Origin of the sequence: Ralstonia sp. 22086, from assembly GCF_052045975.1 — a bacterium.
Taxonomy (GTDB): domain Bacteria; phylum Pseudomonadota; class Gammaproteobacteria; order Burkholderiales; family Burkholderiaceae; genus Ralstonia; species Ralstonia wenshanensis.
Genome location: NZ_JBQEPZ010000003.1, coordinates 649,917 through 675,674 on the forward strand (window position 1 = coordinate 649,917; position 25,758 = coordinate 675,674).

The 25,758-nt window shown below is 57.9% G+C and carries 28 protein-coding genes; 15 read left to right on the plus strand and 13 right to left on the minus strand.

Annotation, left to right across the window (positions count from 1 at the left end):
• The first annotated feature begins 80 nt into the window (after window positions 1-80).
• The 5 genes from ACTJK6_RS16225 (at window position 81) to ACTJK6_RS16245 (ending at window position 6,876) form a co-directional block, all read left to right on the plus strand.
• On the plus strand, window positions 81-1,076 hold the full coding sequence (locus ACTJK6_RS16225; protein WP_440839558.1) for an AAA family ATPase: 996 nt from the start codon (window positions 81-83) through the stop codon (window positions 1,074-1,076).
• Complete coding sequence (locus ACTJK6_RS16230; RefSeq protein WP_440839559.1) at window positions 961-3,609, plus strand: S8 family peptidase; 2,649 nt, start codon at window positions 961-963, stop codon at window positions 3,607-3,609. The genes ACTJK6_RS16225 and ACTJK6_RS16230 overlap by 116 nt, the downstream gene beginning before the upstream one ends.
• An 8-nt stretch (window positions 3,610-3,617) precedes the next feature.
• Complete coding sequence (locus tag ACTJK6_RS16235; protein ID WP_440839560.1) at window positions 3,618-4,493, plus strand: hypothetical protein; 876 nt, start codon at window positions 3,618-3,620, stop codon at window positions 4,491-4,493.
• A 257-nt stretch (window positions 4,494-4,750) separates the two neighbouring features.
• Window positions 4,751-5,104: a hypothetical protein gene (locus ACTJK6_RS16240; protein ID WP_440839561.1), complete on the plus strand. Its 354-nt coding sequence runs from the start codon at window positions 4,751-4,753 to the stop codon at window positions 5,102-5,104.
• 311 nt (window positions 5,105-5,415) lie between these two features.
• Window positions 5,416-6,876: a hypothetical protein gene (locus tag ACTJK6_RS16245; protein ID WP_261797168.1), complete on the plus strand. Its 1,461-nt coding sequence runs from the start codon at window positions 5,416-5,418 to the stop codon at window positions 6,874-6,876.
• Here the strand turns inward: ACTJK6_RS16245 and ACTJK6_RS16250 are convergent.
• Genes ACTJK6_RS16250 through ACTJK6_RS16265 form a run of 4 tightly spaced genes read right to left on the minus strand, consistent with a single transcriptional unit; the run spans window position 6,835 to window position 11,373 of the window.
• A complete protein-coding gene (locus ACTJK6_RS16250; RefSeq protein WP_147216090.1) occupies window positions 6,835-7,905 on the minus strand; it encodes a TniQ family protein in 1,071 nt (356 codons plus the stop codon). The two genes, ACTJK6_RS16245 and ACTJK6_RS16250, sit on opposite strands and share 42 nt — an antisense overlap.
• Complete coding sequence (locus tag ACTJK6_RS16255) at window positions 7,902-8,798, minus strand: TniB family NTP-binding protein (RefSeq protein ID WP_316890021.1); 897 nt, start codon at window positions 8,796-8,798, stop codon at window positions 7,902-7,904. Before ACTJK6_RS16255 ends, ACTJK6_RS16250 begins: the two co-directional genes overlap by 4 nt.
• A 1-nt stretch (window position 8,799) precedes the next feature.
• Window positions 8,800-10,722, minus strand: a complete 1,923-nt coding sequence (locus ACTJK6_RS16260; protein WP_147216094.1) for a Mu transposase C-terminal domain-containing protein — start codon at window positions 10,720-10,722, stop codon at window positions 8,800-8,802.
• Window positions 10,723-10,725: 3 nt separating this feature from the next.
• Window positions 10,726-11,373 (minus strand): TnsA endonuclease N-terminal domain-containing protein, encoded by a 648-nt coding sequence (locus ACTJK6_RS16265; RefSeq protein WP_147216096.1) that lies wholly within the window; start codon window positions 11,371-11,373, stop codon window positions 10,726-10,728.
• A 565-nt stretch (window positions 11,374-11,938) separates the two neighbouring features.
• Between ACTJK6_RS16265 and ACTJK6_RS16270 the strand changes: the two genes are divergently transcribed.
• From ACTJK6_RS16270 to ACTJK6_RS16285, 4 genes are all read left to right on the plus strand, one after another.
• Window positions 11,939-12,199 (plus strand): transcriptional regulator, encoded by a 261-nt coding sequence (locus ACTJK6_RS16270; protein WP_325650045.1) that lies wholly within the window; start codon window positions 11,939-11,941, stop codon window positions 12,197-12,199.
• 87 nt (window positions 12,200-12,286) lie between these two features.
• Complete coding sequence (locus ACTJK6_RS16275) at window positions 12,287-12,808, plus strand: hypothetical protein (protein ID WP_102066930.1); 522 nt, start codon at window positions 12,287-12,289, stop codon at window positions 12,806-12,808.
• 45 nt (window positions 12,809-12,853) lie between these two features.
• Window positions 12,854-13,906, plus strand: coding sequence for an AI-2E family transporter (locus tag ACTJK6_RS16280; protein WP_075465439.1), 1,053 nt, complete (start codon window positions 12,854-12,856; stop codon window positions 13,904-13,906).
• Between the two features lie 82 nt (window positions 13,907-13,988).
• Window positions 13,989-14,708, plus strand: coding sequence for a Crp/Fnr family transcriptional regulator (locus tag ACTJK6_RS16285; protein WP_134927004.1), 720 nt, complete (start codon window positions 13,989-13,991; stop codon window positions 14,706-14,708).
• Window positions 14,709-14,752: 44 nt separating this feature from the next.
• Here the strand turns inward: ACTJK6_RS16285 and ACTJK6_RS16290 are convergent, their stop codons facing one another.
• Window positions 14,753-14,935: a CsbD family protein gene (locus tag ACTJK6_RS16290; RefSeq protein WP_440839562.1), complete on the minus strand. Its 183-nt coding sequence runs from the start codon at window positions 14,933-14,935 to the stop codon at window positions 14,753-14,755.
• A gap of 369 nt (window positions 14,936-15,304) precedes the next feature.
• On the opposite strand from ACTJK6_RS16290, the gene ACTJK6_RS16295 reads away from it, so the two are divergent.
• The 4 genes from ACTJK6_RS16295 to ACTJK6_RS16310 all read left to right on the plus strand — a co-directional run bounded on the left by ACTJK6_RS16295 (window position 15,305) and on the right by ACTJK6_RS16310 (window position 17,904).
• Entirely contained in the window at window positions 15,305-15,895 is a 591-nt protein-coding gene (locus ACTJK6_RS16295) for a BPSL1445 family SYLF domain-containing lipoprotein (protein ID WP_134927003.1), read from the plus strand.
• A gap of 549 nt (window positions 15,896-16,444) precedes the next feature.
• On the plus strand, window positions 16,445-16,603 hold the full coding sequence (locus ACTJK6_RS16300) for a DUF3309 family protein (protein ID WP_124383266.1): 159 nt from the start codon (window positions 16,445-16,447) through the stop codon (window positions 16,601-16,603).
• A 73-nt stretch (window positions 16,604-16,676) separates the two neighbouring features.
• Window positions 16,677-16,934: a hypothetical protein gene (locus ACTJK6_RS16305; RefSeq protein ID WP_124383265.1), complete on the plus strand. Its 258-nt coding sequence runs from the start codon at window positions 16,677-16,679 to the stop codon at window positions 16,932-16,934.
• Window positions 16,935-17,022: 88 nt separating this feature from the next.
• A complete protein-coding gene (locus ACTJK6_RS16310; RefSeq protein WP_102066779.1) occupies window positions 17,023-17,904 on the plus strand; it encodes a slipin family protein in 882 nt (293 codons plus the stop codon).
• Window positions 17,905-17,973: 69 nt separating this feature from the next.
• Here the strand turns inward: ACTJK6_RS16310 and ACTJK6_RS16315 are convergent, their stop codons facing one another.
• From ACTJK6_RS16315 to ACTJK6_RS16330, 4 genes are all read right to left on the minus strand, one after another.
• Window positions 17,974-18,189 carry a glycine zipper 2TM domain-containing protein gene (locus tag ACTJK6_RS16315; protein ID WP_124383264.1) on the minus strand — a complete coding sequence of 72 codons (216 nt, stop codon included), beginning with the start codon at window positions 18,187-18,189 and terminating at the stop codon, window positions 17,974-17,976.
• Window positions 18,190-18,883: 694 nt separating this feature from the next.
• Entirely contained in the window at window positions 18,884-20,170 is a 1,287-nt protein-coding gene (locus ACTJK6_RS16320) for an NRAMP family divalent metal transporter (RefSeq protein ID WP_440839563.1), read from the minus strand.
• Between the two features lie 208 nt (window positions 20,171-20,378).
• A complete protein-coding gene (locus ACTJK6_RS16325; RefSeq protein WP_102066782.1) occupies window positions 20,379-20,696 on the minus strand; it encodes a hypothetical protein in 318 nt (105 codons plus the stop codon).
• Between the two features lie 60 nt (window positions 20,697-20,756).
• Entirely contained in the window at window positions 20,757-21,284 is a 528-nt protein-coding gene (locus ACTJK6_RS16330) for a DUF3309 family protein (protein WP_440839564.1), read from the minus strand.
• A gap of 58 nt (window positions 21,285-21,342) precedes the next feature.
• On the opposite strand from ACTJK6_RS16330, the gene ACTJK6_RS16335 reads away from it, so the two are divergent.
• Window positions 21,343-21,603, plus strand: coding sequence for a hypothetical protein (locus ACTJK6_RS16335; protein ID WP_134927000.1), 261 nt, complete (start codon window positions 21,343-21,345; stop codon window positions 21,601-21,603).
• Window positions 21,604-21,620: 17 nt separating this feature from the next.
• Here the strand turns inward: ACTJK6_RS16335 and ACTJK6_RS16340 are convergent, their stop codons facing one another.
• Both ACTJK6_RS16340 and ACTJK6_RS16345 read right to left on the minus strand, forming a co-directional pair.
• Entirely contained in the window at window positions 21,621-22,481 is an 861-nt protein-coding gene (locus ACTJK6_RS16340; RefSeq protein WP_134926999.1) for a transglutaminase-like domain-containing protein, read from the minus strand.
• A 105-nt stretch (window positions 22,482-22,586) separates the two neighbouring features.
• Complete coding sequence (locus ACTJK6_RS16345; protein WP_102066785.1) at window positions 22,587-22,871, minus strand: hypothetical protein; 285 nt, start codon at window positions 22,869-22,871, stop codon at window positions 22,587-22,589.
• A gap of 729 nt (window positions 22,872-23,600) precedes the next feature.
• Here ACTJK6_RS16345 and ACTJK6_RS16350 point away from each other — a divergent pair.
• Entirely contained in the window at window positions 23,601-24,065 is a 465-nt protein-coding gene (locus ACTJK6_RS16350) for a hypothetical protein (RefSeq protein WP_124383260.1), read from the plus strand.
• A 338-nt stretch (window positions 24,066-24,403) separates the two neighbouring features.
• On the opposite strand, the gene ACTJK6_RS16355 is transcribed toward ACTJK6_RS16350, so the two are convergent.
• Together ACTJK6_RS16355 and ACTJK6_RS16360 are read right to left on the minus strand one after the other, a co-directional pair.
• Window positions 24,404-24,571, minus strand: coding sequence for a hypothetical protein (locus ACTJK6_RS16355; protein ID WP_167309917.1), 168 nt, complete (start codon window positions 24,569-24,571; stop codon window positions 24,404-24,406).
• 225 nt (window positions 24,572-24,796) lie between these two features.
• The gene (locus tag ACTJK6_RS16360; protein ID WP_440839565.1) at window positions 24,797-25,744 is read right to left on the minus strand and encodes a LysR substrate-binding domain-containing protein; all 948 of its coding nucleotides are present in this window, start codon (window positions 25,742-25,744) and stop codon (window positions 24,797-24,799) included.
• Window positions 25,745-25,758 lie beyond the last annotated feature (14 nt).

Below are 25,758 nucleotides of genomic sequence, written 5' to 3' on the forward strand. Positions count from 1 at the left end.
CGATCGAAACATCTGACCTACGGTGCTAGCTTATGGCCCAGCCAAATTTGCGCGGCGACCGCAGTGCTTTGCAGCGAACAATGAACGCCATCCTTACTGAGGCGCGGGCCAAAGGCCTCCGCGAGGTCGGATCGTCTACCCAAGGCGTGACGGCACCCGGCACGCAATTGCTGCCCGACCGCATTGCCGAGTTGGTTTTTGATATGCCTACCCGGCGGCGCCTCGACGATCTCGTGCTACCCCCTGCAGTGCGGGAGCACGTGGACGAGTTCATTCATGAGTATGTGCATGCAGGCCTTTTGCGTGAGCACTCGCTCGAGCCGCGACATACCGTTCTTCTGGTCGGCCCCCCTGGTAATGGCAAAACAAGCCTGGCCGAAGCGATCGCGACTGAGCTCGCACTCCCACTCCTGGCGATTCGCTACGATGCGGTGGTTGATAGCTTTCTCGGAGAAACAGCCAACCGCCTTCGCAAGCTCATTGATTATGCGAGCATAAATCCAAGCATTCTATTTTTTGACGAATTCGATGCAGTAGGCAAGGAACGCGGAGATTCTCAGGAAACAGGGGAAATGAAGCGTGTTGTTAGCTCCTTACTTACTCAGCTCGATAGACTCCCCAGTCATTCGATTGTAGTATGTGCCACAAATCATCCTGAACTGCTCGACCGAGCAGTGTGGCGGAGATTCGAGGTCAAACTTGAACTACCCCTGCCAGGACCGGTTGAGTTGAGAAAATGGTTTGAGAAATTTGAAAAATCACTTGGTGCACCGATAGGCATTAGCGCCAATGATTTTGTGGACTGCATGACGGGGGAAAGCATGTCGGAGGTCGAGGCATTTACGCTCGACATCCGCAGAAAATTGGTCCTCGCGAAAGGCGCCCTGACGCCTGCAGAGGCCATTTACGAGGTTTTGTCCCGTTGGCAGAAACGCTTGACTCGACAAGAACTCGACACGAATGGCCGAAAACTTCCCGCTCGTAAGGCTCCAGCGCGAGCCTCAACGCCAAAAACGTCTAAAGGGAAGAAAAGCTCACTTCCCGAGCAAGATCTCCTATCAGATTCAACGAAGTGACCCGCGTTTAACAGCAGGGTTCGCTAATGTCGCCACTTCAGTCGAACGCCTCACAAACGGGATCGATGTAGCCGACGATCCGCGGGCAGTAACACCGGAGAGGGCTCTTGTATTTGAGCTGATTGGACCGGTCGGCGAATTCGAAGCCGTGGCCCGCGAGTTGGGCTTCGAATGGCTCACCAGCCAGCGAATGGATAGCGCCCCTAGCACCGACGAAGACGAAGACGAAGACGAAGACGAAGACGAAGACGAAGAGGGAGAAGACGTCGCGGCGGACGGTACGGCAACCACAACGGGACCGGCATCCGAGCGTCTTTATCTGACCATGCCCAGCGTTGACGCGTTGAGCACCCTTCTCGCTCGCTGGCGAGCCTTCGTGAAAGGGGAGCCATGTCCGACGGCATGGAAGCCGTGGTGGTCACTCTTTGGCTACCTACGTGATGTCCGAACGTTCTCCGTTCAAGATCGCATTGACCCCTCAATCAAGCAGTATGTAAGAGCACTGCTCAATAGCGACCCGGATCGACCAATTGTGATCGAGATCGACCTTTGGTATCGCGATGACAAGCAGTTGCGAGACAACGCGGTAGCGACCTTGCGCGAACTGCTCGGCGAAGTGGGCGGGGAAATGCTCGACTTCGTGACCATTCCGGAGATCCGATATCAGGCAGCCCTCGTCAGGGTCCCCGCTGAAATCGCCAAGAGTTTGGTAGAACAAAGGGGCAAGCTCGCGCACGCTGACGGGGTGATGACGATTAGACCCCAGTCTTTCTTTCAAACGACAGGCCCTGTCACTACCTTGGCGCCCGTCCTTCCGGACCTTGCCGCCACCGAAGCAGCTGGTGATCAAAGCATTGCTGCCATCATCGACGGCTATCCAATTGCATCCCATGCGGCGCTAGACGGCAGGATCGTAGTCCACGAAGTTGATCTAACCGGCGCACAAGTGCCGGTGAATGCCCGCTACCACGGCACGGCCATGGCCTCGCTTGTCGTGCGTGACGATCTGCATGCCCCTCAACATCCGCCAGAGCAGAAAGTCGTGGTTGTGCCCGTCCTCACCGGCACCGGGAATGGTCATCACACGATCGAGAGCACGCCCCCCGGGAAGTTGCCAATCGGCATGATCTACCGGGCGATCCAATCGTTGGTCGTCGGTCAGAGTGGGAGGGCAGCAGCGTTTCCCCGAGTCGTCCTGATCAACCATTCGATCTGCGATGAGTACGCTCCTTTTGTCAGACGGCCAACGCCATGGGCGGCACTTCTTGACTACTTCAGTCATAAGCACAACCTTCTGTTTGTTGTCAGCGCTGGAAACATTAAGGGTTCATTCCCGCTGCCGTCGTACGACGACTCTGACGATGACATCGAGGCCATCGACTCAGTGGCACGAGAAGCTCAGATCATTCTGGCTATCGAGAAAGCCAAGGCCGCGCGAGGAATCCTGAGCCCGGCGGAATCCATCAACTCGATTACAGCCGGTGCACTACATGCTGATCTTGCTGGGCAGTGCCCAGATGGCGTTGTCGATCCATACCCGACTGTCGCGATGACCAACCTGGGCTCCGCGGTAGGACCAGGGATCAACCGCAGCATCAAACCGGATCTACTTCATCCCGGTGGTAGGCTCGCAGCCAGATTTTCCAAGGCCGGTGACGTAGCTGTGCATGGCGAGCCGTCCCAGCACTTGGGCCAGCTTGTCGCGACACCGGATGCTGGCGGCAACCTGCGCCACGTCAGCCGATTGGCGGGGACCAGCAACGCGGCGGCATTGATTACTCGTTCAGGCATCCGTATTGCGGAAGCCATCGAGCCTGTATTTCGTGCGAGCGGCGAAGATTGGCATGGCCTACCAACTCGCGCGGCCATCTTGAAAGCGCTGTTGACGCACAGTTGCGAATGGGGTGGCGTTGGCCAGATTTTGGACGATGCGTATCCTCCCGAAGACTCGAAACGACACTACGCCCGAAGAGAGACGATTAGCCGGTTCCTCGGATACGGGAACATTCGCCCTGAGCGCGTTTTAGCTGGTCATGACAAGCTGGTCACGCTGTTGGGTGACGACACTATTGAACCGGAGCAACTACACGAATATCGTGTCCCGGTTCCTGCGGGAATGCTGAACAATCGAGATCTACGCCGGATCACAATCACCTTGGCGTGGTCCACTCCCGTGCTGGTCACCACCGCAGAATACCGAGGAATCACGCTCGGTCTGGTGGACGAGTCAGGAAAGGCAAAATTCTGGAAAGGCGTTCAGCGAGAAAAAAACCAGCCGAACAGACAGTCAACTGAACGCGGCACCACTATTCATCACGTATTTGAAGGCAAGAACCTCATCAAACTCGCTGCTGATCCAAAGGGCATTTTCATCGGCGTTCAGTGCCGAGCGGTCCATCCCACGTGCGAGTCAGCCGAAATTCCGTACGCGCTCGCCGTATCGATGGAAGTAGCACAGTCGGCCAAAGCCAACATCTACGCTGAAGTCAGCCAAGTGATTAACGTACGCAGCCGCGTCCGGACCCGCACGTAAGGATAGCCATGCCGCAATTCAATGCTTCGGAATCACTGGGGGCTCTTGCCCCAGGTGAGATCGCTCAGTACTTGATGCTCCTCGATGATCTGGAGGGGGCTCAGCAATTCATGGGGATGGGCGTAGCCGGCCAGGGAATCCCTTTCTTGCCTACGCCCTACTCGCCGTCGGGGCTGGCTCTCGGCTACGTGAAACCTCACGGAGCCTCCCCGACAGATACCTCTGAAATCGTGGGCGCAGGCACACTGGAGAGCGATCAAGGTTTGGTAGGGAAACGGATCAAGATCAGCTTGGACAAGTTCCATGTCGCCTCATATCCAGGTCTTGGCAGGCACGAAATATTGTGTGAGTTCACCGGCAAGAATCAGATCTCGGGGGAAACAGAAGAGCTGCGATTCGCGCTGCGCACGTTTGCCCAAGATGGTCAAAGTGCGAGCATCAGCGGCCAACCCATTTTCCTGGGACTCACGGTAGGCAGCGATGGCATCTCTTTTGAAGGCCGAACCGTCAACATCGGCAGCAACGCCGACAACGCAATCCTGACCGCCTTGGATAGCTCGACCTTCAAGAGTGGCCTTTCGCTCATTACCTCCGCCCAACCCGTGCTCAAGCCTTTTGCGGATCTCGCGGGCTCAGTAGTAAAGGCTGCGTTGGCGCGAAACAAGAATCGCCAGGTGCATACATTCAACCTTGGTTTGGACTTCAGTAACAACGCTACCTCCGCGCGCCTGCGCCTCGGATCGTACATTGTTGTTCAGACGAACGAGAACACGTGGAACTGGAACGGCGTGGTGTGGGACAGCCAGTCACAGTCGATGAAAATGAAAGATGGGACTGAGGCAAAGGTGAACTACATGGCTTTCGGAGTTTCAGCGTTCTCATGACGCTCTAGCACGCGCGGCAAGTACCGCATCGCCCGACACTGCATCTTCCCACGTCATCGTTTCGGTTGATGACCTCACCCAGCAAACAGAGCCCGCTCCGCGGGCTCTGTTTTTTTCTGCGCTTCGGAGAATGAATCGCCCTTCGTGAGTGGGGTACAGCAGATTCATTTACTGTCGTTTCATTCGCATTGGTGAGTAATACCGAGTTCTGCTTCGTGGCTCGCCGTCAACACTCACTGACTTCAAATAACTGACCTATGAACACATTGCTCGCCAAAACGTTTGGTGGCCTCTCGCGCGCCTACTACTTCCGCCATTTCCTGTTCGGGTCGATCTTTCCCGCATTCATATTCGTCTTCGCGAGCAACGCCGGGAAACCGATCCCCTACCAGGTGGTTCTATTCGCCCTCATCAGTACCGTGCTCTATCCATATGCTCGCTTCGTATACGAAGGCGTGATGAACTTCATCCTCGGCAATAACATCTTCTTCGTAAACGCAATCGTGATGCTGTTTGCCAAGTTCACCACGATGCTGATCTGCTGGGCTTTCGCGATTTTCATTGCACCGATTGGACTGGTGTATCTGTACTTCCGTCACAGCAGGGCGTAAGCAACAGCGGAATTCGCCACGGGCGCACTGCCGCTGCAGCGGCAGCTCCCTAGTACATGGCCATTGTTTGACGATGGAATCAGAGTTGCATGCTTCGCATAAACGCGTTTCCCAAAAGCGAGGACCTTTGGCGCGTGGACTGGTTCGGCCCCATCGCCTTCCCCGATCGCATGTTGCGGCGGCGGCATCCATCCGTGCTGGTCTCGCTATCCAAGGCCAACGCCCAAGATGGGGCCGGTCGCTTATCGCTCCTATCGTTCCACCAAGCCGAAAGGCAAGCAACCCGATGCTGGGTTTCAGTCGGAACCACAATGCTCTTGCGCATTGGTGACCTGTGGCGCGAGCAGGGCTTGGAATCCCGCGCGGCTGACGAGGAGTTGCTTTGTGAAGATTTGGCGATCAGCCGAGACACCTGCGAACTCGTAAAAGCCGGATCGAGCTTCGAAGACGGCACTTTCATGCTGCCGCTCCACGAGCATGCGGGACATCGCGAAAACACGCACTCCTATTGCGTCCGGGTCACGCTACCGGACGGAAAGCTCCTTGTCGTACCGTGCATGGAGCTGATCCGCTTCTACTTTGGCTCGTCCAGCGAACTCCTCAATCGGCTGTTCTCACCCCAACTCCGTAAAGAGCATCTCTACACAGGGATGCCGGCAATCGATCGGCACAACCGGATGACGCTCCAACTTGCCGATCGTATTCCGCGCGCAAGTGCCGAGGACATCGCCCGAATCGCTGGAAGCCGACTCGCCTGGCATGCGGCCGCAAAGATCGGTGCCTCCTGTGCACAAGCCGCGCAGGCGCGCCAGGAGATCTATCCGCAGACCCTATTTCCGTTCGAAGGAACGACAACACTGCGAGCCTCTGGGAAATGGCTGTCGCGAGGCAATGACCCAAAAGGAACGTTCCTCGTCTATCAGCTCCTGAGTTGCTCGCACCCGTTCCCTTTCAAGTCATTGCGATTCCGCGTGACGGGCACAAAGAAAGCTCGCAGTGCCAGCATGGCGCCCGATTCCCCACCACAGGAAGCCATACCCCCAGCCCGGAGAACCAAGGAACCTTCCAAAATCAGCCTGGAGGAGCATGATCCTTCATCGCAGCTTGCTCCAGCTACGATGCCCGTGCGCAGCAATCGGCGGTTCGTCGACCTGGAGGACAAATGGGTCTTCGCTGACAGAGCCATTGCCGGACAAAAGCCTCGAGCCAGCGCTTCGTCCGGTGACCCGATCAGTGAGCATGCGATCGGCGAACCCGGCTCCACGAAGCGCATCCGAGAAGCGCAGATCGTCGAAGGCGACAACGAGGTTCCAGACCCACCCGCATTCCTGGAACACGCCGTCAAAGCGCTATCCACACTGGACGACGCCTCCGTGCGAGTCCTGACGGCGAGCCGTGATGATGGATGGTCCGTCCCGATGCCACTGATCGCGGACGAAGACGGGGTACTGGACGAACATCTGCTGGTTCCGGATGACAAACACCGGCTGAAGCGTGTAGCCGCCTTCGCTGTTTCTTCAAAGGAGGCATCCACGTTGCTCATGGTTCACGAAGCCAGCCCACCTATTTCGTTTGCCGTCCCCTTGCAGAACAAAGGTGACGAAGCGATTCAACGTGCGATTCAGGCGGCGACGGAAGCCTTCATCTCGGTCCAGAACGGCACCGATTATCAGGTGATGGCCTTGGAGCACACCCAGGTCAATGCTCCCGACGAATTGCGTTCTTGGATCTCAATGCAGCTGTACCACGCGGCCATCGCGTATCTGCGGTGAGCTGCCATCTGCCATTGGCAGCTCTGCAAGCGAATCGCAACGCCTCTGGACACCAGCCTCCAGTCGGGGCTGCGTCAAGATGCCTTTGATGAACCGATGGTGTAGTGGAGCGACAGGCTTGACCGGCCGCTCATGCGCATCGGGATCGTATTGAAGAAGCCAGAGGGACCACAGCAGCACCGCATGCCGTGTCACCACAGATTGCAGTTCCAGTGCCGGTTTTCTGGCCTGCTCAATCTCCAAGTCGGAGTAGCCGAAGCGGCACGCTAGGCAATTGCAGAGACGCGGCTTGGCCTTGCCCGACAACACCGTCACTGCCATAGCGTGTAGACGCTCCAACAAACCTGGCGGACCCACTGTGTTCACGACAGAAAGGTCGCGCGTCAACTGCTGTAACGTGGGAAGGAAACCACTTCCGCGGTCGTCTACGACGGGCGCCTCCGCCAATCGGAGATCGAAGTCGCAGTTGTGGCAATAGCAAATGCCGTCGGTTTCCGCATGACACCAGTTTGTATCGACCCTCTGAACAAACAAGCAAGCGCCACAGCTTGGGCACCGATCAAGCAACAAACATTGGTGCCGCTCACAGAAGGTTTGAAGTGCAACTCTCCAGCAGAGACGGAAATACGGTACCGGATCACTCCTCAGACAGTACGGGCAGAACTGAAGACCTGGACCGAGCCGGGCACTCCGCGGCAGATTGATGGCGATCACCCAAGGGAGGAATCCCCCAACGTGAAACTGTGGGTAAAGCGTCCCCTCGTAGACACGCAGCGTGGCCTGATGCACTGATTCCAGATGGGCCCCCGTGTGCAACGCCAGTGCTTCCAGAAGGGGGGTGGGACTGCGTCGGTCGATATCCATCGTCAACGCCAGAGCCGTGGGTCCGAGCGCCGCATTGCAGAACGGCATCACACCCATTCCATGGCCATGCGCTAGTCGCACAATCCAGCTCGAAAGAAGCTCACCGGGTATGGGCTTGTATCGTATCGGCCAGAGTTGCGTCTTCGCACATAACCACGCTTTCATAGCCTCCGCCTGTACGTCTTGCGCTTAGAGGGTGGCACCCAATCCAACGCATCGAGCTGCTTTTCGGTAATCACTTCCTCGCCGGAACGAATGGCGTCAACCGCCGCCACCTTCACGAGGTCGAAGATGTCACCAAGAGTGGATTCGCTCTTCACATAGATCGCCTGCATCATATCGGGGTAATGCAGACCTGACGGCTTGCGCAGCGGTGTCCGGCGCTCTAGGGTCTTCAGCAACGTCCCTAGCTGCCGGCCAGGCGTCCAACTGGGCATCTCGATCGGGACGAATCGACTCGACATCTGCGGATCAGCGTTGAACGCGTTGTAGGCTTCTTCGATTCCTGAGGCGACGATGCTGATCTTCGCCTCATTGCTCAGGGTTTTGAGAGCATTGCGAAATTCGCGCTGCTTGGTGAGGCCGCCGGCAATCAGGTGGTGAATCTCGTCGATGATGAGGATGCGCACATCCATCTCACCAAAGAGACGTTTGACCTGCGAGTACTTTTCATAGGCGGGAGCCGTCGGCTTGTACGGCGTCATCAGACTATCCATGATCCGGCTATAGAAGTCAGACAGCTCGGGCTTCGGTGGCGCGTCGACCATCACCACCGGACACCGAGTTACCTCCTTATTGGGGTCCAAATCGGGAGGGTGGTCTCCGCGAAACCGCTCAAGAATAGACGTCTTGCCGCTGTATGAGGGGCCTACGATGAGATAGCTCGGCATCCTCGTCACCTTTGGATAGTCGAGCAAATCCTCCAGCTTCTGAAGTGTCGTCTTCGCATGGTCGAGGGGTAGCCAGGTGCCCGTCAGGATCTCTCGAATCCGATCCTTGTCCGGCAGCGCCAGATGCTTCTGTGCCGCCGGACTGAGATGAGCGTACTCAGTCATCATGCTATTCATCGTCGCTCAGCGGTTGGATATCGTCAGGGTCGTATCCCCGGATTGCCGGCGCGGATCTGGAAGGCTCCACCTTCGAAGCCCGGGGCAGGTCTTGAGACTTCCGCGCGCGAGCCTTGTCCTGCTGCTTGCGTTGCTGCTCAGCGCGCCGCGCCGCCTTGGTCTTCGCAGCCGCAGCCTCTTCTAGTTCGCGCTGTCGTGCGATCAGCGCAAACAAATCCCGCTCGCTGTAGTCCTTCATGCCCGCCGCCTTTGCTGCACTCTTGGCCGCACGGATTTCCCAAATACTTGCCGGCGGCAAGCTCGAATCTCGGTAGGGAATCGACTGATAACGTTTGAGATCAGTATCGAAGAAGTACAACACACTCATGTCGCGCGGGTCATAGCGGAACCGAAACTGCTTGCCTCGCTTGGGGTTGTCTGGATCACGCTCGCCCACCCATGGCCGCAAAACGTCGTGGAAGTAGTGAATTCCGTTCTCTCTGACGCCATCACCCTGTATCGTTCGCTCGGTATAGGGCATGAAGTCGATGCGAACCTTCTCAGCATCGGTCAGTATTGGCGGTATTCCGCGCCCCATTTTTCCTCGCGTGCCGAGAATGCCTTCACGCCATTTGGTCATTGGCGTCGTCCCAATGCCGGAGTGCACGTCTCGGTGATATCGGGCGAACATAAGAACGAGCCACTTCTCCAGCTCGTCGAAAGTCATGCAGGCATTGCCCTCGGCATCGTATTCCCCTTTCTGTTGAGGGTTCGCGAAGGTTGCGCCCTTTAGCCCTTTCAACTCCTCCGATACGGTCCCCATGAGTCGCTCGATATGTGCACCATAGCGAGGCTGCTTTACGGGCCGTAGGTGAATATCGATGTGGTACTCCCGGGTGGCGACGGCCAGCATCTTGCCTCTGAATTCCTTGGCATTGTCCATATGGAGTACATCCATGGGGCCATGGAAAGGCCACTCGATATCGCCACAACCCTGCCTTGCCATCCAATCACTCTTGGGTAGGATGGCGTGCGAAATGCACATGCCTGCAGACATCGCCGAAGGAGGATCCAAAGACAGATACATGCCCAAACAAACGCGACTGAAGACGTCGATTGCCAACGTGATCCACGCCCGACCGATCGGCTTGCGGTGCTTGTCGTCAACGATGATGACCGGCAACAAGGTGTGATCGACTTGAACGATCGCGAGCGGGTACTCAGCATCCGGAATTGATCCGATGTTCACGCGAAACCGTTGCTCTGCGGCGCGGCGGCCCTCCCGGCGCTTAAGCGATTCCCGTTCATCCAACCAACCTAGATGCCGGTAGATGGTCGAGACAGCGGGAAGAGGATCGAGCTCCGCAACGTGGCAGCGGCGACGGATCTCCCGGGCGGCCTTCGCTACAGAGGGCCTTTGCTGGGTCAGGTACTGTTCTTGAACGTAGTCGTCCAAGATCAGCTTCACTTCTGGTGCGAGCCGACTGCGCCCGCGGCCACCGTCCTTGGGCGTCGGTATCAGGGAAGACAACAGTTCGGAATCTGAGTACGCACTCAGCCAGTTATAGAGCGTCGGGACACTTACGCCTGCGTTAGCAGCCACAGCAACGTAGTCCGCCTTTGTCCGATTCCGTCTCCGGTCAAGCAGGGGACTAATGGTATCCAGGCGGCTTTGCGCGATCTCCCAGGCGTCGTTCGATACGTCTTCGAGATCGACCTGATCTCGGGGCTCGGGCGAGTTGTCACTGCCTTTGAACGGAGTCTTAAGCGACCCCACGTTCAGGATGACCGTCTCTCCTGACGCCACCTCGCGTGCAAGAACCTTGTCCAAGTCGGCATAGCGGAGAATTGTGTACGTCCGCCCATCATGACTAACGCTGCTGCCTTTCCTGATATGCAGAACAGTTGGCGTCTTTGCTAACGGCTTGCTTGCCATGGCCTAGCTCGGTAGAGATAGCTGCGTGCTTTCCGACAGCGGAACCTGCAGATCCGCTTGAATTGCGCCATGCGCGACAAGATGCCAAAGCACGGGAATCCAAACTGCACGTACCTCCAACCTGTCGGTCAAGCTGTCGAGCAACGCAAGCGGCGTTGTTGGACTGCCCACCTGACGCATCGCCTCAAGCAAGCGCTCAACAGCAGCCGGGTCAGCGGGCGTATGACGGTACCGGTGCAAGAATTTCAGGTTCTCGATACGAGGCGTCCTGATATCCAGTTCTGTTCGGGTAATGAAGATCCAGCCTCGCTCTTCCGCAAACGCTGCTGCCGCCGCAAACTTCTCTTGGTATTCCTCAGCGTGTCGCTCAAGGTGCTCCTGAATTTTGATTTCCACCAACTCTGGCGGTCGCTGGATTCCAGAAGACGTGGGGCGATATGTCACCAGCAGATCTGGGACATAGCTTCGACCTCGGGACAATGGGATTTCGACGGGCTGCACGTCGTACGATTCGAGGTGAGGATCCGAGTCCAACATGAGCATGTACTCCTTTTCCAAGATCGACTCGAACTCGAAGACCTCGTCCGCGTGCGGCGAGGCGTGGCGTCCAGTGACAAACAGGTAATTCTTGGGGATCCGGCGGACCGGCATAAAGCGCTCCAAAAATCACACATCCGTGGAATCTTGCTTTCCCCACCCTGACTTGTCGACCCTCCATCGCGAGGGGCTCACGTAATGAGCGCATTGCAGTCTAGGTCGGGCAACGGTGCTTATGTAGTGCGCATATGGCAGTCAAGCCATTGCAGGTGCAAGCTGGCGCCTAGCCAACATGGCAGGTCTGCATCAGCAAGACGGCTGAATCGCTTCGATGAATGCCCTATAAATGGTGCAAACAAGCGGCGAAAGTTGCATAAATTGAGCAAGCGGCGATGAAAGATCTGCCGAAATGGGCTCTGCGCGGCTCTCTGGAGGTGCCCCTTCGTCATCCCGTCATCGGTCTGGACAACCGTTTGTCGCCGGGTCACTCCACTGCATCAACTTCACTGGTCAGTCCGACAATTTTCGCGGGCGGTTGACAAACACACACGGCGGATCGAACTGTTCAATCGAGAAAGCGCAGTCGAGCATCGGGACGACTGCCGGCATGGAAAGGCGCCTAATGACCTACCCAAAAGCTCTGGGACTCCCCCCCTTTTGAACAAATGAGGTGCCAATCGTGCGACTGATCGAACCGGATGAACGACGGGAATTTCTTGCAACCTTGCAGCGCAATGGTCAGGCAGAAGATGATTTCGAACTTCTTGAAGTGGATACAACTGACCCAAAAGGCGACGAGAACTTCGGTTTGCAGGGCTATGTGACGGTAACCCGACTGTCGACCCAAATTACAAGGGAATATCCACTCGGCGATGGAGCCGATTGGGTCCAGCATTTCAGGAGAGATCTCGAAGGCGGCACGTTCAATCAATCGGAATGAGTCTCGCATGCCCTTTTTGACGCTGGCCACCTACCCCACTTGGAAACGAGACGGCTTACGGTTGGGTCAAGAACCGAAAACTCTCTCATGAGCAGCCTTCTGGATTGGATCGAAAAGCATCCCGCGCTAGCGGCGTGGGTACAGGCAGTCGCCATCATTGTCGCGATTGCGGGAACGTGGCTGGCAGGTTGGCTCCTTCAGCGCACGGAAAGGCGAATGGAGAGGCGCACATTGGCGAAAGCGGTGAGCGAAATTGCCATGGCGGCAGAGGAGCTGGTACGACGCGTTATCAGCGAGCTGCCCGATAAGCAAGCCGTCAGCGCGATCGCCACAGGAGAAAGGTCATTCGATATTCGCGCGATTGATGAGCTTGAAGCTGCGATCGCCGCAATTCAGCTGCACAACCTCAGTACCCCTGAACTCGTGCGCGATGTCATCGCATTGCTTGCCAACATTCGTCAGCTTAGAGAACAACTGGCCAATGCAATCGCGACGCATCATCGTATGGACGCGGCGCATTTCAGCGAGTTCTTAGACACGCTGACGAAGGTCCACGCGGTGATCACCAAAATCAGTGTAAGCATTGCGACGCACGTGAGCCAAATCTAACGATCGGGGCTCGCTTTGCTACAGCCCCGACAAGGAGGAATCGTCATGCTCGGATTTGACCCACGTGCCGGCAAAATTGTCTGGACAGTTTTCTTATTCGCGCTTGCCGTACTGATCGTCTACAAGATTGCCTCCGTGCTGTTGGTCACGGTGTTCGCTGTGTTCTTCAGCTACTTGCTGTACCCGCTGGTCGAGCGACTGGAACGGCACATGCCGCGCAAGGTACCACGTAGCGTATCGATCGGTATCGTCTTCATCCTGGTCGTTGTCGTGGCGATCGTCGCTGGCTCGGTGTTTGGTGTGACGGTCCAGGACGAAGCGGGCAGGCTCGCCGATCAACTCCCAAAGTTGCTTGATACCAGCACCATGGCAGATCGTCTTTCGCTGCCGAGCTTCCTGGAACCATTGCGTGCGCGCATCCTGGAATTCGTACGTGAGCAACTCTCGACGAGTTCAGACCAGGCCATGCCGCTGGTTCGCAACGTTGGATTGGGTGTCATGCACGCGGCAAGCAATCTCGTCTATCTCGTACTTATCCCCATCATGAGCTTTCTGATGATCAACGAAGCACCGTCGATTCATGCCGCGCTGCTCTCGTGGATACGATCTTCCGATAAGCGCATGTGGGCGGGCATCATTGAGGATTTGGACACGCTCCTGTCTCGCTATGTCCGGGCGCTCTTGCTGTTGTCGCTGGCCACGCTGGTTGTCTACAGCATCGCGTTTTACCTGCTGGGTGTGCCCTATGCGCTGTTGCTGGCAACCACGGCCGCAGTGCTGGAGTTCGTTCCGTTCGCTGGGCCGTTGGCCGCGGTGGTGGCGACAGTCACGGTCGCCGGCTTTAGCGGGTATCCGCACTTGCTCTGGCTGATCGGATTCATCGTCGCCTACCGCCTGTTCCAAGACTACGCGCTGAACCCCTATCTGATGAGCGAGGGGGTGAAGGTCAGTCCACTCCTCGTCATTGTGGGGCTGCTCGCAGGCGAACAACTCGGTGGGGTTGCGGGCATTTTTTTGTCGGTACCCGTGATCGCCGCGCTTAAAATTGTGCTGTCACGAGCGTGGGCCGCACAAAGCCTAGGCAACGAGGTGCGTTGACCCACGGCAGCCATCGTTTCTGTAACCCTACAGTCATTGATGGCTGGGATACGAATCTACGGCGAGTGGAAAGGAGGCTGCCATGGTGGCGCAACCAAATCCGAAGCTGAACCATCTGCTGTCCGTGCTTCCTCCTGACGACTGGTCGAGAATCTCGCCAGAGCTTGTCCTGGTCGACATGCCGCTGGGGCAAGTTGTCTACGAATCGGGCGACCGACCTGAGTACGTCTACTTTCCCATCACGGCCATCGTGTCCCTGCTTTATGTCATGGAGAACGGCTCGTCAGGAGAAATCGCGATTGTCGGGAACGAAGGGCTGATCGGCATCGCCATCTTCATGGGCGGCGAAACCACGCCCAGCCGCGCAGTGGTTCAAAGCGCGGGAGCTGCGTATCGCCTGAGCGCTCGCGTCCTCAAACAGGAGTTCACCCGCGCCGGTGCCATGCAACGTCTTTTGTTGCGCTACACCCAGGCACTCATTACGCAGATGGCGCAAACGGCTGTCTGCAATCGCCACCACTCGATCGACCAGCAGTTGTGTCGTTGGCTGCTGCTCAGCCTGGACCGCCTGCCGTCCAACGAGCTGCGCATGACACAGGAACTGATCGCCAACATGCTGGGTGTGCGCAGGTCCGGCGTCACCGAGGCGGCGCTGAAGCTGCAGACCGCCGGATTGATCCGCTATAGCCACGGGAATATTGAAGTGCTGGACCGGCCAGGCCTCGAAGGCCGCGTCTGTGAATGCTACGCCGTGGTCAAGCGGGAGTTTGACCGCCTGCTCCCAGACCTTCAGGCGCTCTGATCGTCGGTCTGTCGTCCCTCAACGGTAGCGACCGCAACGGTCGCTCAGGGCTTGCGCTGCTTCTTGAGAGCTTCCTTCGCGTCGCCGTACGCGGCTTGCGCTTTTCCTGCAATCTGTTCGACCTTTCCTTTCGCTGCGGTTGCGTCTTTTCTGGTGACTTTACCGACGGCTTCCGTCACCTTTCCCTTCGCTTCCTCAATGCGGCCCTTCACTTGATCCTTGTTCATGACAACGCTCCTTGCAAACTCGGCACCCATGTTGGTCACCGGGTACGCCGTGTCTTGACCGTGCCCCGCATGGAGCTCCGAACTCCCAGGCGACCCGCGCAGACAAAGCCCCCGTCCAACGAATGACCATTCTTTCTCCAGCGTCGCAATACCGTCTGTACGGTGGCGGACGAAGGCGACATGTTGACGCCATCACCTGTTGTGTCGAACCGCTTGGTCGGCAACGTTGGACCGAAACTGCCGACGTGTAGCGCACGACGCCTCCCTCACAACCTCTGCTCAAGTCATACGTCTCGGTACGCTGTCGTACCGTCACCGCCGCCGCCGTCGCATAGGCTCAATGTACTTTGAGACATGGTGGAGACAGAGATGCGAAAAGACCGTTTGGTAGCAATGACGACGATGGCTGTCGCTACGACAATCAGTTTCATGACGCCCGGCCGCACAACGACCGGGGCATCGGAAGCAGCCGCGCACCAACCCGACAAGCGACACACGATCGATACGGCCGTCGACTCGACACTTGCGCGCCTGTATACCGCTGCCAATGGCTCACGTGAACTGGTTGGCAAAGCCCGAGGCGTACTGGTGTTCCCATCGGTCATTGCCGCCGGTTTTGGCATCGGTGGCCAGTATGGTGAAGGATCACTGCGCGCCGGCGGCGGCACGACTGGGTACTACAGCACGACAACGGCTTCGATTGGATGGCAGATTGGCGCGCAATCGAAAGCCATCATCTTCCTCTTCATGACCCAGGATTCGCTTGACCGATTTCGCAATAGCGAGGGCTGGTCCGTGGGTGGTGACGCGTCGGTTGCCGTGCTGAAGGTGGGTGCAAACGACACCATTGATAGCTCGACCGCGACTGGGCCAATCCAGGCATTCGTGCTCACAAACAGTGGATTGATGGCAGGCGTGACGCTCGAGGGCACGAAGGTCACAAAGCTCAAATCGCTGTAGCGAAAAAGTGAGGCCGCCGGCCGTCTGTGCGGCTTGTGTCATCGCCTCATCGTAGGGCTACGTTGTCAGGAGGACATCATGCGCGCGGTTATCTATACGGCCATGGGGATCTGGATCGCCTCGTTGGCTGGTTGCCTGTGGGTTCCTGATGGCGGTTACCACGACGCTCGACAGGGTGGCTATGAAAATGGCCAACGTGGCGGATACGAGGGGAATCGCCACGGTGGCTACGAACGTGACCATGAGGAGTCCAGAGATCATGAGCATCGCTAGGGGAGCCATCACTCGACGCCGCGGCTGGCTACCGGGTGATCATTGCTTTTCGACGGCACAAGGTACGCAATCTGGCGTGCCAGTGCGTACGCTACCGGACCGTTTTCAAGCCCGTTCCCATCTATCCTTTAAGGAGATGAGGCGCGCTCAGCCCCCACGAACAGCGATCAAGAAGAGGCGAGCGTCAACCTCATGATGAAACAACCGTGGAGCGCTTTTCGCCCAGCGTTGGGCACACGGGTGGGGGGGGGGAATCTACTCAACGAGGAGGACATCATGTCTCTCGGAATCCTACTGCTAATCGTCCTAGCCATTTTGGTGGTTGGGGCGTTCCCAAGGTGGTCCTACAGCAATGGTTGGGGCTATGCGCCAAGCGGTGCGCTCGGCTTGGGTCTGCTCATCGTTCTCGTGCTATTGCTCATGGGGCGACTCTAAAGCGCATGTTTCGGTACACCCCAAGGGGTCCGAAGCATAGGCGGCGGCACAGCGCAAGCATGAGGAGAACGTGATGCTCGATCAAACCATTCACCAATTCCCGGAGGTGGAGCGCGATGCATTTCGTGAGGTCTGCTTGCGAAACGGTCTGGCGCCCGATGGCTTCGACGTGTCCTCCGTCGAGCATTTTTCGAGCGCCTCGGCCGGCGCGGCGCTAGACCGCTGCATCACTGTACGGATGGGCAAGACTGCCCGCGAGTACGACGGAGCACTGGGCCCGGAATGGGTCATCGATTTTGAGGACGATATCCGGTCACGCGTTTTCGGATAGGTAGGGGGTCGGGCATATCGGATCCCCGGTCCTAAAGAGCGTGTCTTTAGGCCATCGGTTGCAGCTTCATTCGCTTGCGAGGCCCTATATGAATCCCATCACCGCATTCCTCGTTGTGCTTCTCCTGTTCCTGGGGGCTGCCACCGGCGTATTCGTCTCTGTTCTGCTGGCGCCCCTGTTTGCCATCGCCGCAATCCTGCTCGCCGCAACACTCAAGATGGCCAACGCATGGCAGAAGTTCGTCATCTTGCGTGCGGGCAAGCTACAAAGCGTAAAAGGGCCCGGGTTGTTCATGATCCTGCCGATTGTCGACAGCGTGACGGCAGTCATAGATGAACGCATCCAGACTACCGGATTCAATGCGGAGCAGGCATTGACGAAAGACACCGTGCCAGTCAACGTTGACGCGATCATCTTCTGGCACGTCCATGACGCACAGAAAGCCGCATTGGCCATTACCGACTATCGCCAGGCAATCGACCGCGTCGCGCAGACGTCGTTGCGTGAAATGATTGGGGCCTCGATGCTGTCGGCATTGCTATCCGATCGCAAAGCGGCAGATGAGCAGTTGCGCGCCGAGATCGGCGAGAAGACTGCAGCATGGGGCGTGACCGTATCCTCGGTGGAGGTGCGCGACGTGGCCATCCCCGTGGCACTCCAGGATGCGATGTCCAGGCAAGCGCAGGCGGAACGCGAAAAGCAAGCCCGCGTCATTCTGGGCTCGGCCGAAGCGGCCATTGCAGCCAAGTTTGTCGAGGCTGCCGGCATGTACGAGGGGCATCCACAAGCGCTGCAGTTGCGCGCAATGAACATCATCTACGAGACCACTAAGGAGCGCGGTGCGACGATCTTGATGCCAACGTCGATGGTCGACAGCATGAATCCCGTTGCGGTCGCGTTCGGGGTTTCCAGCAGTACAGAGCCGGCGAGTCCTGTCGTGCCGATCAAGACGGCGGTAGCTGCGGCGTAGCGATACGGAACACGGCATTCCCGCAGATGTGGGAATGCCGTGTTCCGCTTCCATGGTCTCGGCTAAGCCCTATTTTCCAACCTGGTTGCCCACCACCCCGCCAACGACTGCACCGCCCACTGTCCCCACGGCACTCCCGCCTGTCAGCACTGCGCCGGCGACACCGCCGACACCCGCACCGATTGCGGTGTCCGTACCGCGTCGAGACATCCCGGCACACCCAGTCGCAAGCGTCGCGATCAACACCATCGCGCCGCACAGTCCTGCTATTCGATCGTTACGCATTTTGTGCACCTCCGTCTCGATCGCACCCCAAGCATCTTGTTGCAGAGAACGCTGACGCGAGACTTGAATTTTCTGTACAGACCATGAACGGCGTACAGCCCGCCAGGGCACCCCTGCGGCAATAGGTAAGTGTCGCGCGAATGCCTCAAGGATCAATATCCTCGGTCACAGCAACGGTGTCGGTACGGCGGCAGACGCAAATGCACGGGGCTTGATGCTCGATTGTGTTCGCGCATCTAGTCGGCGGTGCCACGGGTTCGAGCAAGGAATAGAAAGAGCGAGTTCTGTACGGTACCGGGCCGACAGCGACTCCCCCATCACGTTACGCTGCAGTCACAAATTGCAGTGAGCCGGCACATCCCGGCATACCGAGGGAATCGCAACAAGGATCTCTATGAACAGTTCACTTAGCCTGTCAAACGGAATGCTTGAAATACGCACGACGCAGCGGAGTGACAGGCGATGGTTTTCTGAATATCGCTTTACGCCCAACAATGGACGTGTCACCGCTTGGGCACAGGCTGCGATTCCGGAAGGATTCGTTTCTTCTGGTCTTGCATTCAGCGCGGGGATACTACTGGGGCAACAATGCGCTGAGCTTACCCGCTGAAGCAGGTAGTGCCATTGTGGGAGAGGTACCGCCGCACGAGGTCAACATCGGCATGCTCACAATGTGTCTACGTGTCGACTCGTATCATAGGAGCATCGCCATGGCGGCAGCGCCCATGATCGCCGTGGCGGTCCAGCCCAGAACGATCATGGGTCGGCTTGCGGTGTAAGGCCCCATGACAGCGGGTTTCGAGACCAGCAGGATGATGACCACCATCAGCGGTACCGCCACCACGCCATTGATGACTGCGCTCCAAAAGAGCGCTTTCATCGGGCTGATCGGAGAGTACTGAATTGCAAGCCCTGCAAGTACGCTGACCGCGATGATGCTGTAGAACCCACGTGCGTCGCTTACCTTGTGTTCCAGCCCCTCCTTCCAACCCATGGTTTCGGAAAGCGCGTAGGCGCCCGAGCCGGCCAGCACGGGTACGCCGATGAGACCGACGCCCAAAATGCCGATGGTGAACAGCAGGTACGCAAAGTCTCCTGCAAGCGGCCGTAATGCACTGGCGGCCTGTGCCGCCGTCGTGATGTCGGTGACGCCGGACACATGAAGGGTCACGCCTGTCGCCAGGATGATGAAATACGCGGTCACGTTCGAATAAAGCATGCCGCTCCACGTGTCCCACCGGATACGCCGTAGCTCCGTGCCAGCCTTGGCGCCATCGCGTTTCAGCGATGGGCGCGCGTGCATGTCCTCAACCTCCTCGGAAGCCTGCCAAAAGAAGAGATAGGGGCTGATGGTGGTCCCGAAGACCGCAACGACCATGGATGCGGCGCTCGCTTTGAGCTTGAAGTGGGGCCACACCGTATGCAGCGCAACTTGGCCCCACGGGACATGCACTGTAAACAAGACGGCCGCGTAGGCCAGCAAGGAAGCTGTCAGCCACTTCAGAAAGAAGACGTAACGATGGTAAGGAACGAATATCTGCAGCGCCAGCGTGCCAAACACGACGAATGCCGTCATGAGGTGCCGGTCGACACCGGAAACAAGTTCTACGACCTCGCCCATCGCCGCGACGTCTGCGGCGATATTCAGTGTGTTTGCGACCAGCAATAGCAGCACGACAGCGCGCAGCACACTCGGCGGGAAGACATCCTTGATGTTGGCGGCGAGCCCCTTTCCGGTGACACGTCCCATGTTTGCGCACATGGATTGAATCGCGGCCATCAAGGGGAAAGCGAGCGGCATCGTCCAAAGCATGTCCAACCCAAACTGTGCGCCGGCCTGCGAATAGGTCGCGACCCCGCTCGGATCGTCATCGGCCACCCCGGTGATGAGGCCAGGGCCAACGCGGGACAAGGGATGATCTCTCAACCGCGCCCGCAAGGTGCGATAAAGATTGACCCGGTGGTGTCCACTGGCATCCATTCTGGGAGTCCTTGTTCACCGAAGGTCGGCTGGAGATGATCATAGCGCTCTACCGAGGACCAGAAGCATCGCGGGTCCGCAAAAGCTGTTCTGCAACATCCCTGTGCATTGGTCTGCGCATTGAATGAAGAGAAGCGCATCCAAGACCAGCAAGCAACACCGGAGGCACAGGAAGCGCTGCAAGCGCCCGGCTTGGGGACGAAAGGGTTCACCCCCGTGGCCTTTTCATTGCCTCCGCTTCTTTGGCCGCGTTTCGCTCCTCATAGGCCTCGGTAGGGTCCATTGCCTCGTCCACTGAAGATTCGGCACGCTCTGCGGATGCCTTCGCTTGCTCCAGAAATTCCACCGACTCCTCTTGCGCACCAATAGGAGGCGTCAGCATGTCTTTGAGCATGGCCTCCAACTCTGGCGTGTCCCACGGTTCATGCCGCCGCGTTTTGGCTTTGATGTAATGACGGATCTCGGCATCCTGGGCAGCGGTCAACGGGAGCCCTCGAAAAGTACGCCTTACGTTCGTATCTGGCATGACATCCCTCGCATAACTGATTATTTTGGAAAATCATTGACGAAACTCTGCCGCGCGCGTTCAGATTTGCCCCGTGAGCATCAGCACGAGCACGAAAAGAACAAGAACGCCAATGGCTCCGCTTGGCCCGTAAGTCCACTCAGCGCTGTAGGGCCACACCGGAATCGCCCCGACGAGAGCGATAGCCAAGATGGTAAGTAGCAGGACACCGACAGACATGACGCGCTCCTCTGGCAGGCTCCCGTGCACATCCTGGCGAACCCGCGTCCAACACGCTTCCAGTGCCAAATCGAGCCCGGAGCCGCAAGAACTCTCATTGAGAATACGTAGTTCCACCTTGATCCAGGGTAAATGCTTGGGAGCGTAAAGACGGTCCGGTACCGTACGTAACGTCCTACCGACGGGAGGCTTAAAGGATCGTGGTGGGAAGAACCGAGACACGCTGGAAGAAGGCAGTTCAGGCTGCCTAAACGTCCGGCAAGAAGCGATCGAACTACCGCTTGGATTGGGCCTACTTGGCGCTCCGAACTGCGCGATCCATTCTGGTTTGCCGCATAAGATGCGCACGACCGTTGCAATAACGGTCATTTCTCCCCGTTTGATGCACTACGCTTGCAGAGGCGGCAGCGAAGAATGGAGGCGCAGCATGACCCGTACAACCGAGTACCGAGGCTTCGAAATTCATCTGCAATTGATTGGGACGCAGAAGGACATGTTCGATCTGTGGTTCAGCATCGACGGCCCCATGAAGCCGCCTGGTGTCGCTGCGATAGGCAAGCGCATCAAGGTCCACGGCAGCCCTTTTTCTCGACGCTGGGCGCACCTGATTGGCGAACTGGCAGGCCGCGCCGCAGTAGACGTGATTCTTGGCCCAGAAGAGGAGCCTCCCGCGACGGACGAGCGATAAGTCGCCACATCCACCTCTCACCACGTACTGATTCCTTGGACAGTGTCAATTGGCATGCTGGTTTTCAGATCCGCGTTCTCAAGGGCCTGAACTTCCACGATCGGCCGCGACAATTTGACGTTACCAAACACCAGGGCAATGGGCACGTCCGCCGCATCGCGTCCGGTACCGATTCGCAGAAGCCCCATGGGCACCGCCGCCTGCGAGGGGTCGACCAGATACCATTGGTTTCCCAGAAAAACCTCCACGAAGGCGTGGAAGTCAGGCAATCCCAGCGATGGATCGGCACCATAGTCGAGACTGGTTGCGAAGCGCGCCGGTATGCTCAGCGCGCGGCACAATGCAATCATCAAGTGCGCATAGTCGCGGCACACGCCCTTTCGCTCCACGAGCGTGCCGACCGCAGACGTTCGCTCGCTCGTTGACTGCGGTACAAATCGCACGTAACGACAGACCCAGTCACGAATCCGGATAACCAGCGGATAGCCACGTTGGCAGCCGCCAAATTCCTGCTGCGCAAACTCCATGAGCCGGTCCGACTCGCAATAGCGACTAGGGGTCAAGAATGGGACAACGTACAGCGGTAAATCCGCAATAGGGACTTCGTGCAGCAGTTCGGCGGGCGTCAATAGGTGTTCTATGTCCACCGTCGCCTCATAGGTCAAGGTGAAGTTGCCCCGAGGCGCCCGTACACGCAAACGGCGATTGCGCAAGGTCGGTTCGGTATGAGGCACGGCCGACATCGCCGGCGTCAGATGCAGTGACTCGGCGACGATCGTCTGGCGAGACGTCTTCGCGGCGTGAACATTAAAAATGAAATCCGCAGTTGGATCACGTACCTCATAGGCCAAGCGGACTGAGTAGCGCATGCGAACCATACGACCCTCCTGTAGCCCCCGGAGCCACATGGTTGTTGGAAAAAAAGTGATGGGTGAATAGCCGCGTCGCGGAGTCCCGACCGTTGCCCAAAAACTGGTGGGCGATCACGCGAAGGCCATGGACTGAACGGGAACGAAGCCGTTGATGATCTCTTCAGCGCCCTTCATGGCGGCACGCTTAGCCGTACCGATGCTCTCCCATGGTTCACCGCTCAGGCGAAAAATACGGGAATGCTCCGCATCCGGAAATGCGCCTTCGAGGCAGATCATCACAGAGGCGCTGTATGACCGATCTGGACGACGCTCGTGCCATTCCCGAGGCGGGTCAAACAGGTAGATCAAGGGATAAACGTCGTACCCCTTGTATTGGCAAGTCGGATAGGCATCCATGGCGATCTCCGTTGGAGGGGGCACCCGTGCGGCAATAGGCATGTGTCGCGCGAATGTCCCAAGAACCAAGATCCTTGATCGCTGGGAAGGTGTCGGTACGGCAGCAGACGCATTGATCGCGTGGTCTGCTCCGATGTGTTTGTGCATGACGGTGGCGGTACAACAGCTTCGATCTAAGGGACCAACAACCGACCGACTTCTGTACGGTACCGAGCCGACAGGTCCTCACCAGCAAACTACGTTGGAATCACAAATAACAGTGAACCGGCACGTTCCGGCATACCAGGGTGACCGCAACGAGGATCTCCATAATTAGCTCGCTTGACCTGCCCAACGGAGCGCTCGAAGTGCGCACGACGCAGCGTAGTGACCGGCGATGGTTTTCCGAATATCGCTTCACGCCCAATGATGGACGTGCCACAGGCTGGGCAGGGGCCGCTATCCCGGAAGGATCCATTTCCTCTGGCATCGCATTCAGCGCTGGGATATGACCGGGGCAACAGTGCGCTGAGTTTGCGCGCTGAAGCAGGCAGTGCCATTGAGGGAGGCACGGCGCCAACCCGTTGCAAGAGGTCAGCGTCGAGATGCGCACAATGTGTTTGCGTGTCGATGCCTACAATGATAGGAACATCGCCATGGCGGCAGCGCCCATGATCGATGTGGCAGTCCAGTCCAGGACAATCCTGAGCCGGCTCGCGGTGTAGATCCCCATCCTAGCGAGGGACGAATATGAGCTCTTATGACAAGCTTGACGCAGCAATGAATGCGTTCGACAAGCGCAAGGCCGAAGAGAAGGAAGACGCTGCCGACAAGCAGATCGCAGTGGAAAAATTTCGGACCGATTTCGCGGCGTTCCGAATGAAGACAGCGCATCCCGTCTTTGAAGACATCGGCGCCCACCTGCAGAAACGCGGCCATGGCTTCAAAGTCGAAATGACGGCACTGAGCACGACGCTCCATGTTTTTCCCGCCGGCAGGGAGGCACAGGAATATGACTCAGGGCACGCCAACCAATACCCCAAGATCACGTTGATAGGCGACGCGCTCGACCAAAAAGTTCACGTGCACATGGTGGTTTCCAACCGTAGCGGAACGGCGTCAACCTCTGAGATCACCCTTGATCTGAGCGACCTGACTGCGAATTCTTTGCGCGATCTGATCGTGGAGTGCCTTGCGAAATCCTTTGCGGGCTGACTGCTCGATCGCAGCCCATGGTGGTGGAGCTAGGCCCCTTACAACGCCAACACACACAGCATCACGAATATTTGGCCCGCAGGCCAAGGCGACCATACACCCGACGTGGTGGATTTGCCTGGCCGAGGCTTGGGGACGCTGCCATATGCATAGTCGCAGACTCCTGGAAAGCTCTGACAGGCCGGGATGTGGTGCGTCGCGCGTGGCGCGCCAACGCGCCTCCACAATTCTGCCCCCGCAACCCACACGAGTTCCAAAGCCTGGATTGCGGTGTCCTTGCCAAGCGGAGTCCGAAAGCTGATGGATTGGCGGAGCTTTCCCGGAGCAGAACATCCGTGTCAAGCCTGAACCTCATATTGAGCAAGCGTCGACAAGCGTTGATCGATCATGGCGCAGCCAACGGTAAAGTGATACAGGCTTTGCCATGCGTAATCCTTGATGCCGAGCACGGCATGCATTTGGATATCGCGTTGCCAAGCTTGTCGAGCTAGGTTATAGGCGGCCATGGAGGGTTGCCAGTGTCGAGTCCCGGCGCGAGCGCGAAGCCTGTACTAGCACGAGCGAAGCAAGCCGGAATGGCCCAGCATTGACACCGCAACACGATCTACGCCATCCAGTTCAGCAAACTTCGCTATTTTTTCTAACTTACTTTGCTATTTTCTCTAAGCAAGATAGCGTTTTTTCTAATTTTCTTCGCTATGGCGACAACGGCCAACAGATATCTCAGAGGATCAGTGAATCAGCGGGGTGGCCGGCAACAGCTTGATGCCGGGAAGGTCGCAATGCGCGACCGCCTTGGCCACCGCTTCGATCGCGGCAATGCGGGTGAAACTCTTGCGCCAGGCCAGAACGACGCGGCGGTCGGGCACAGGCTCCTGGAAAGGCACATAGCTCAGCAGATCGGTGGCGGCGGGCTGCATGCTGGGCACCGATGTACGCGGCAGCACCGTAATGCCCACGCCGCTGGCAACCATATGGCGGATCGTTTCCAGCGACGAACCTTCGAACGTCTTCTGTATTCCGTCCGCGTTCTGCGAGAAGCGCGACAGCTCCGGGCACACGCCCAGCACGTGGTCTCGGAAACAATGCCCGTTGCCGAGCAACAGCATGGTCTGCTGCTTGAGCGCTTCCGGGTCAACCGACGACGCCTTGGCCAGTTCATGACCGCGCGGCACCGCCACGACAAAGGGCTCGTCGTACAGTGGCACCGTCATCAGGCCCGCTTCGGGAAACGGCTCGGCCATGATGGCGCAGTCGATCTCGCCCTGCTTGAGCAGCTCCACCAACCGCACGGTGAAGTTCTCCTGCAGCATCAGCGGCATCTGCGGGACGGTGTCGATCATCTGCTTGACGAGCGCGGGCAGCAGGTACGGCCCGATCGTGTAGATCACCCCCAGGCGCAGCGGCCCGGCCAGCGGGTCCATCCCCTGCTTGGCGATCTCGCGGATCGCCATCGTCTGCTCAAGCACACGCTGCGCCTGCGTAACGATCTGCTCGCCGACGGGCGTGACGCTCACTTCCGATGCGCCGCGCTCGAAAATCTGCACGGCCAGTTCGTCTTCCAGCTTCTTGATGGCGACCGACAGCGTCGGCTGCGAGACGAAGCAGGCCTCGGCGGCACGCCCAAAGTGGCGTTCCCGAGCGACGGCGACGATGTATTTGAGTTCAGTGAGCGTCATGACGATCAATCGGC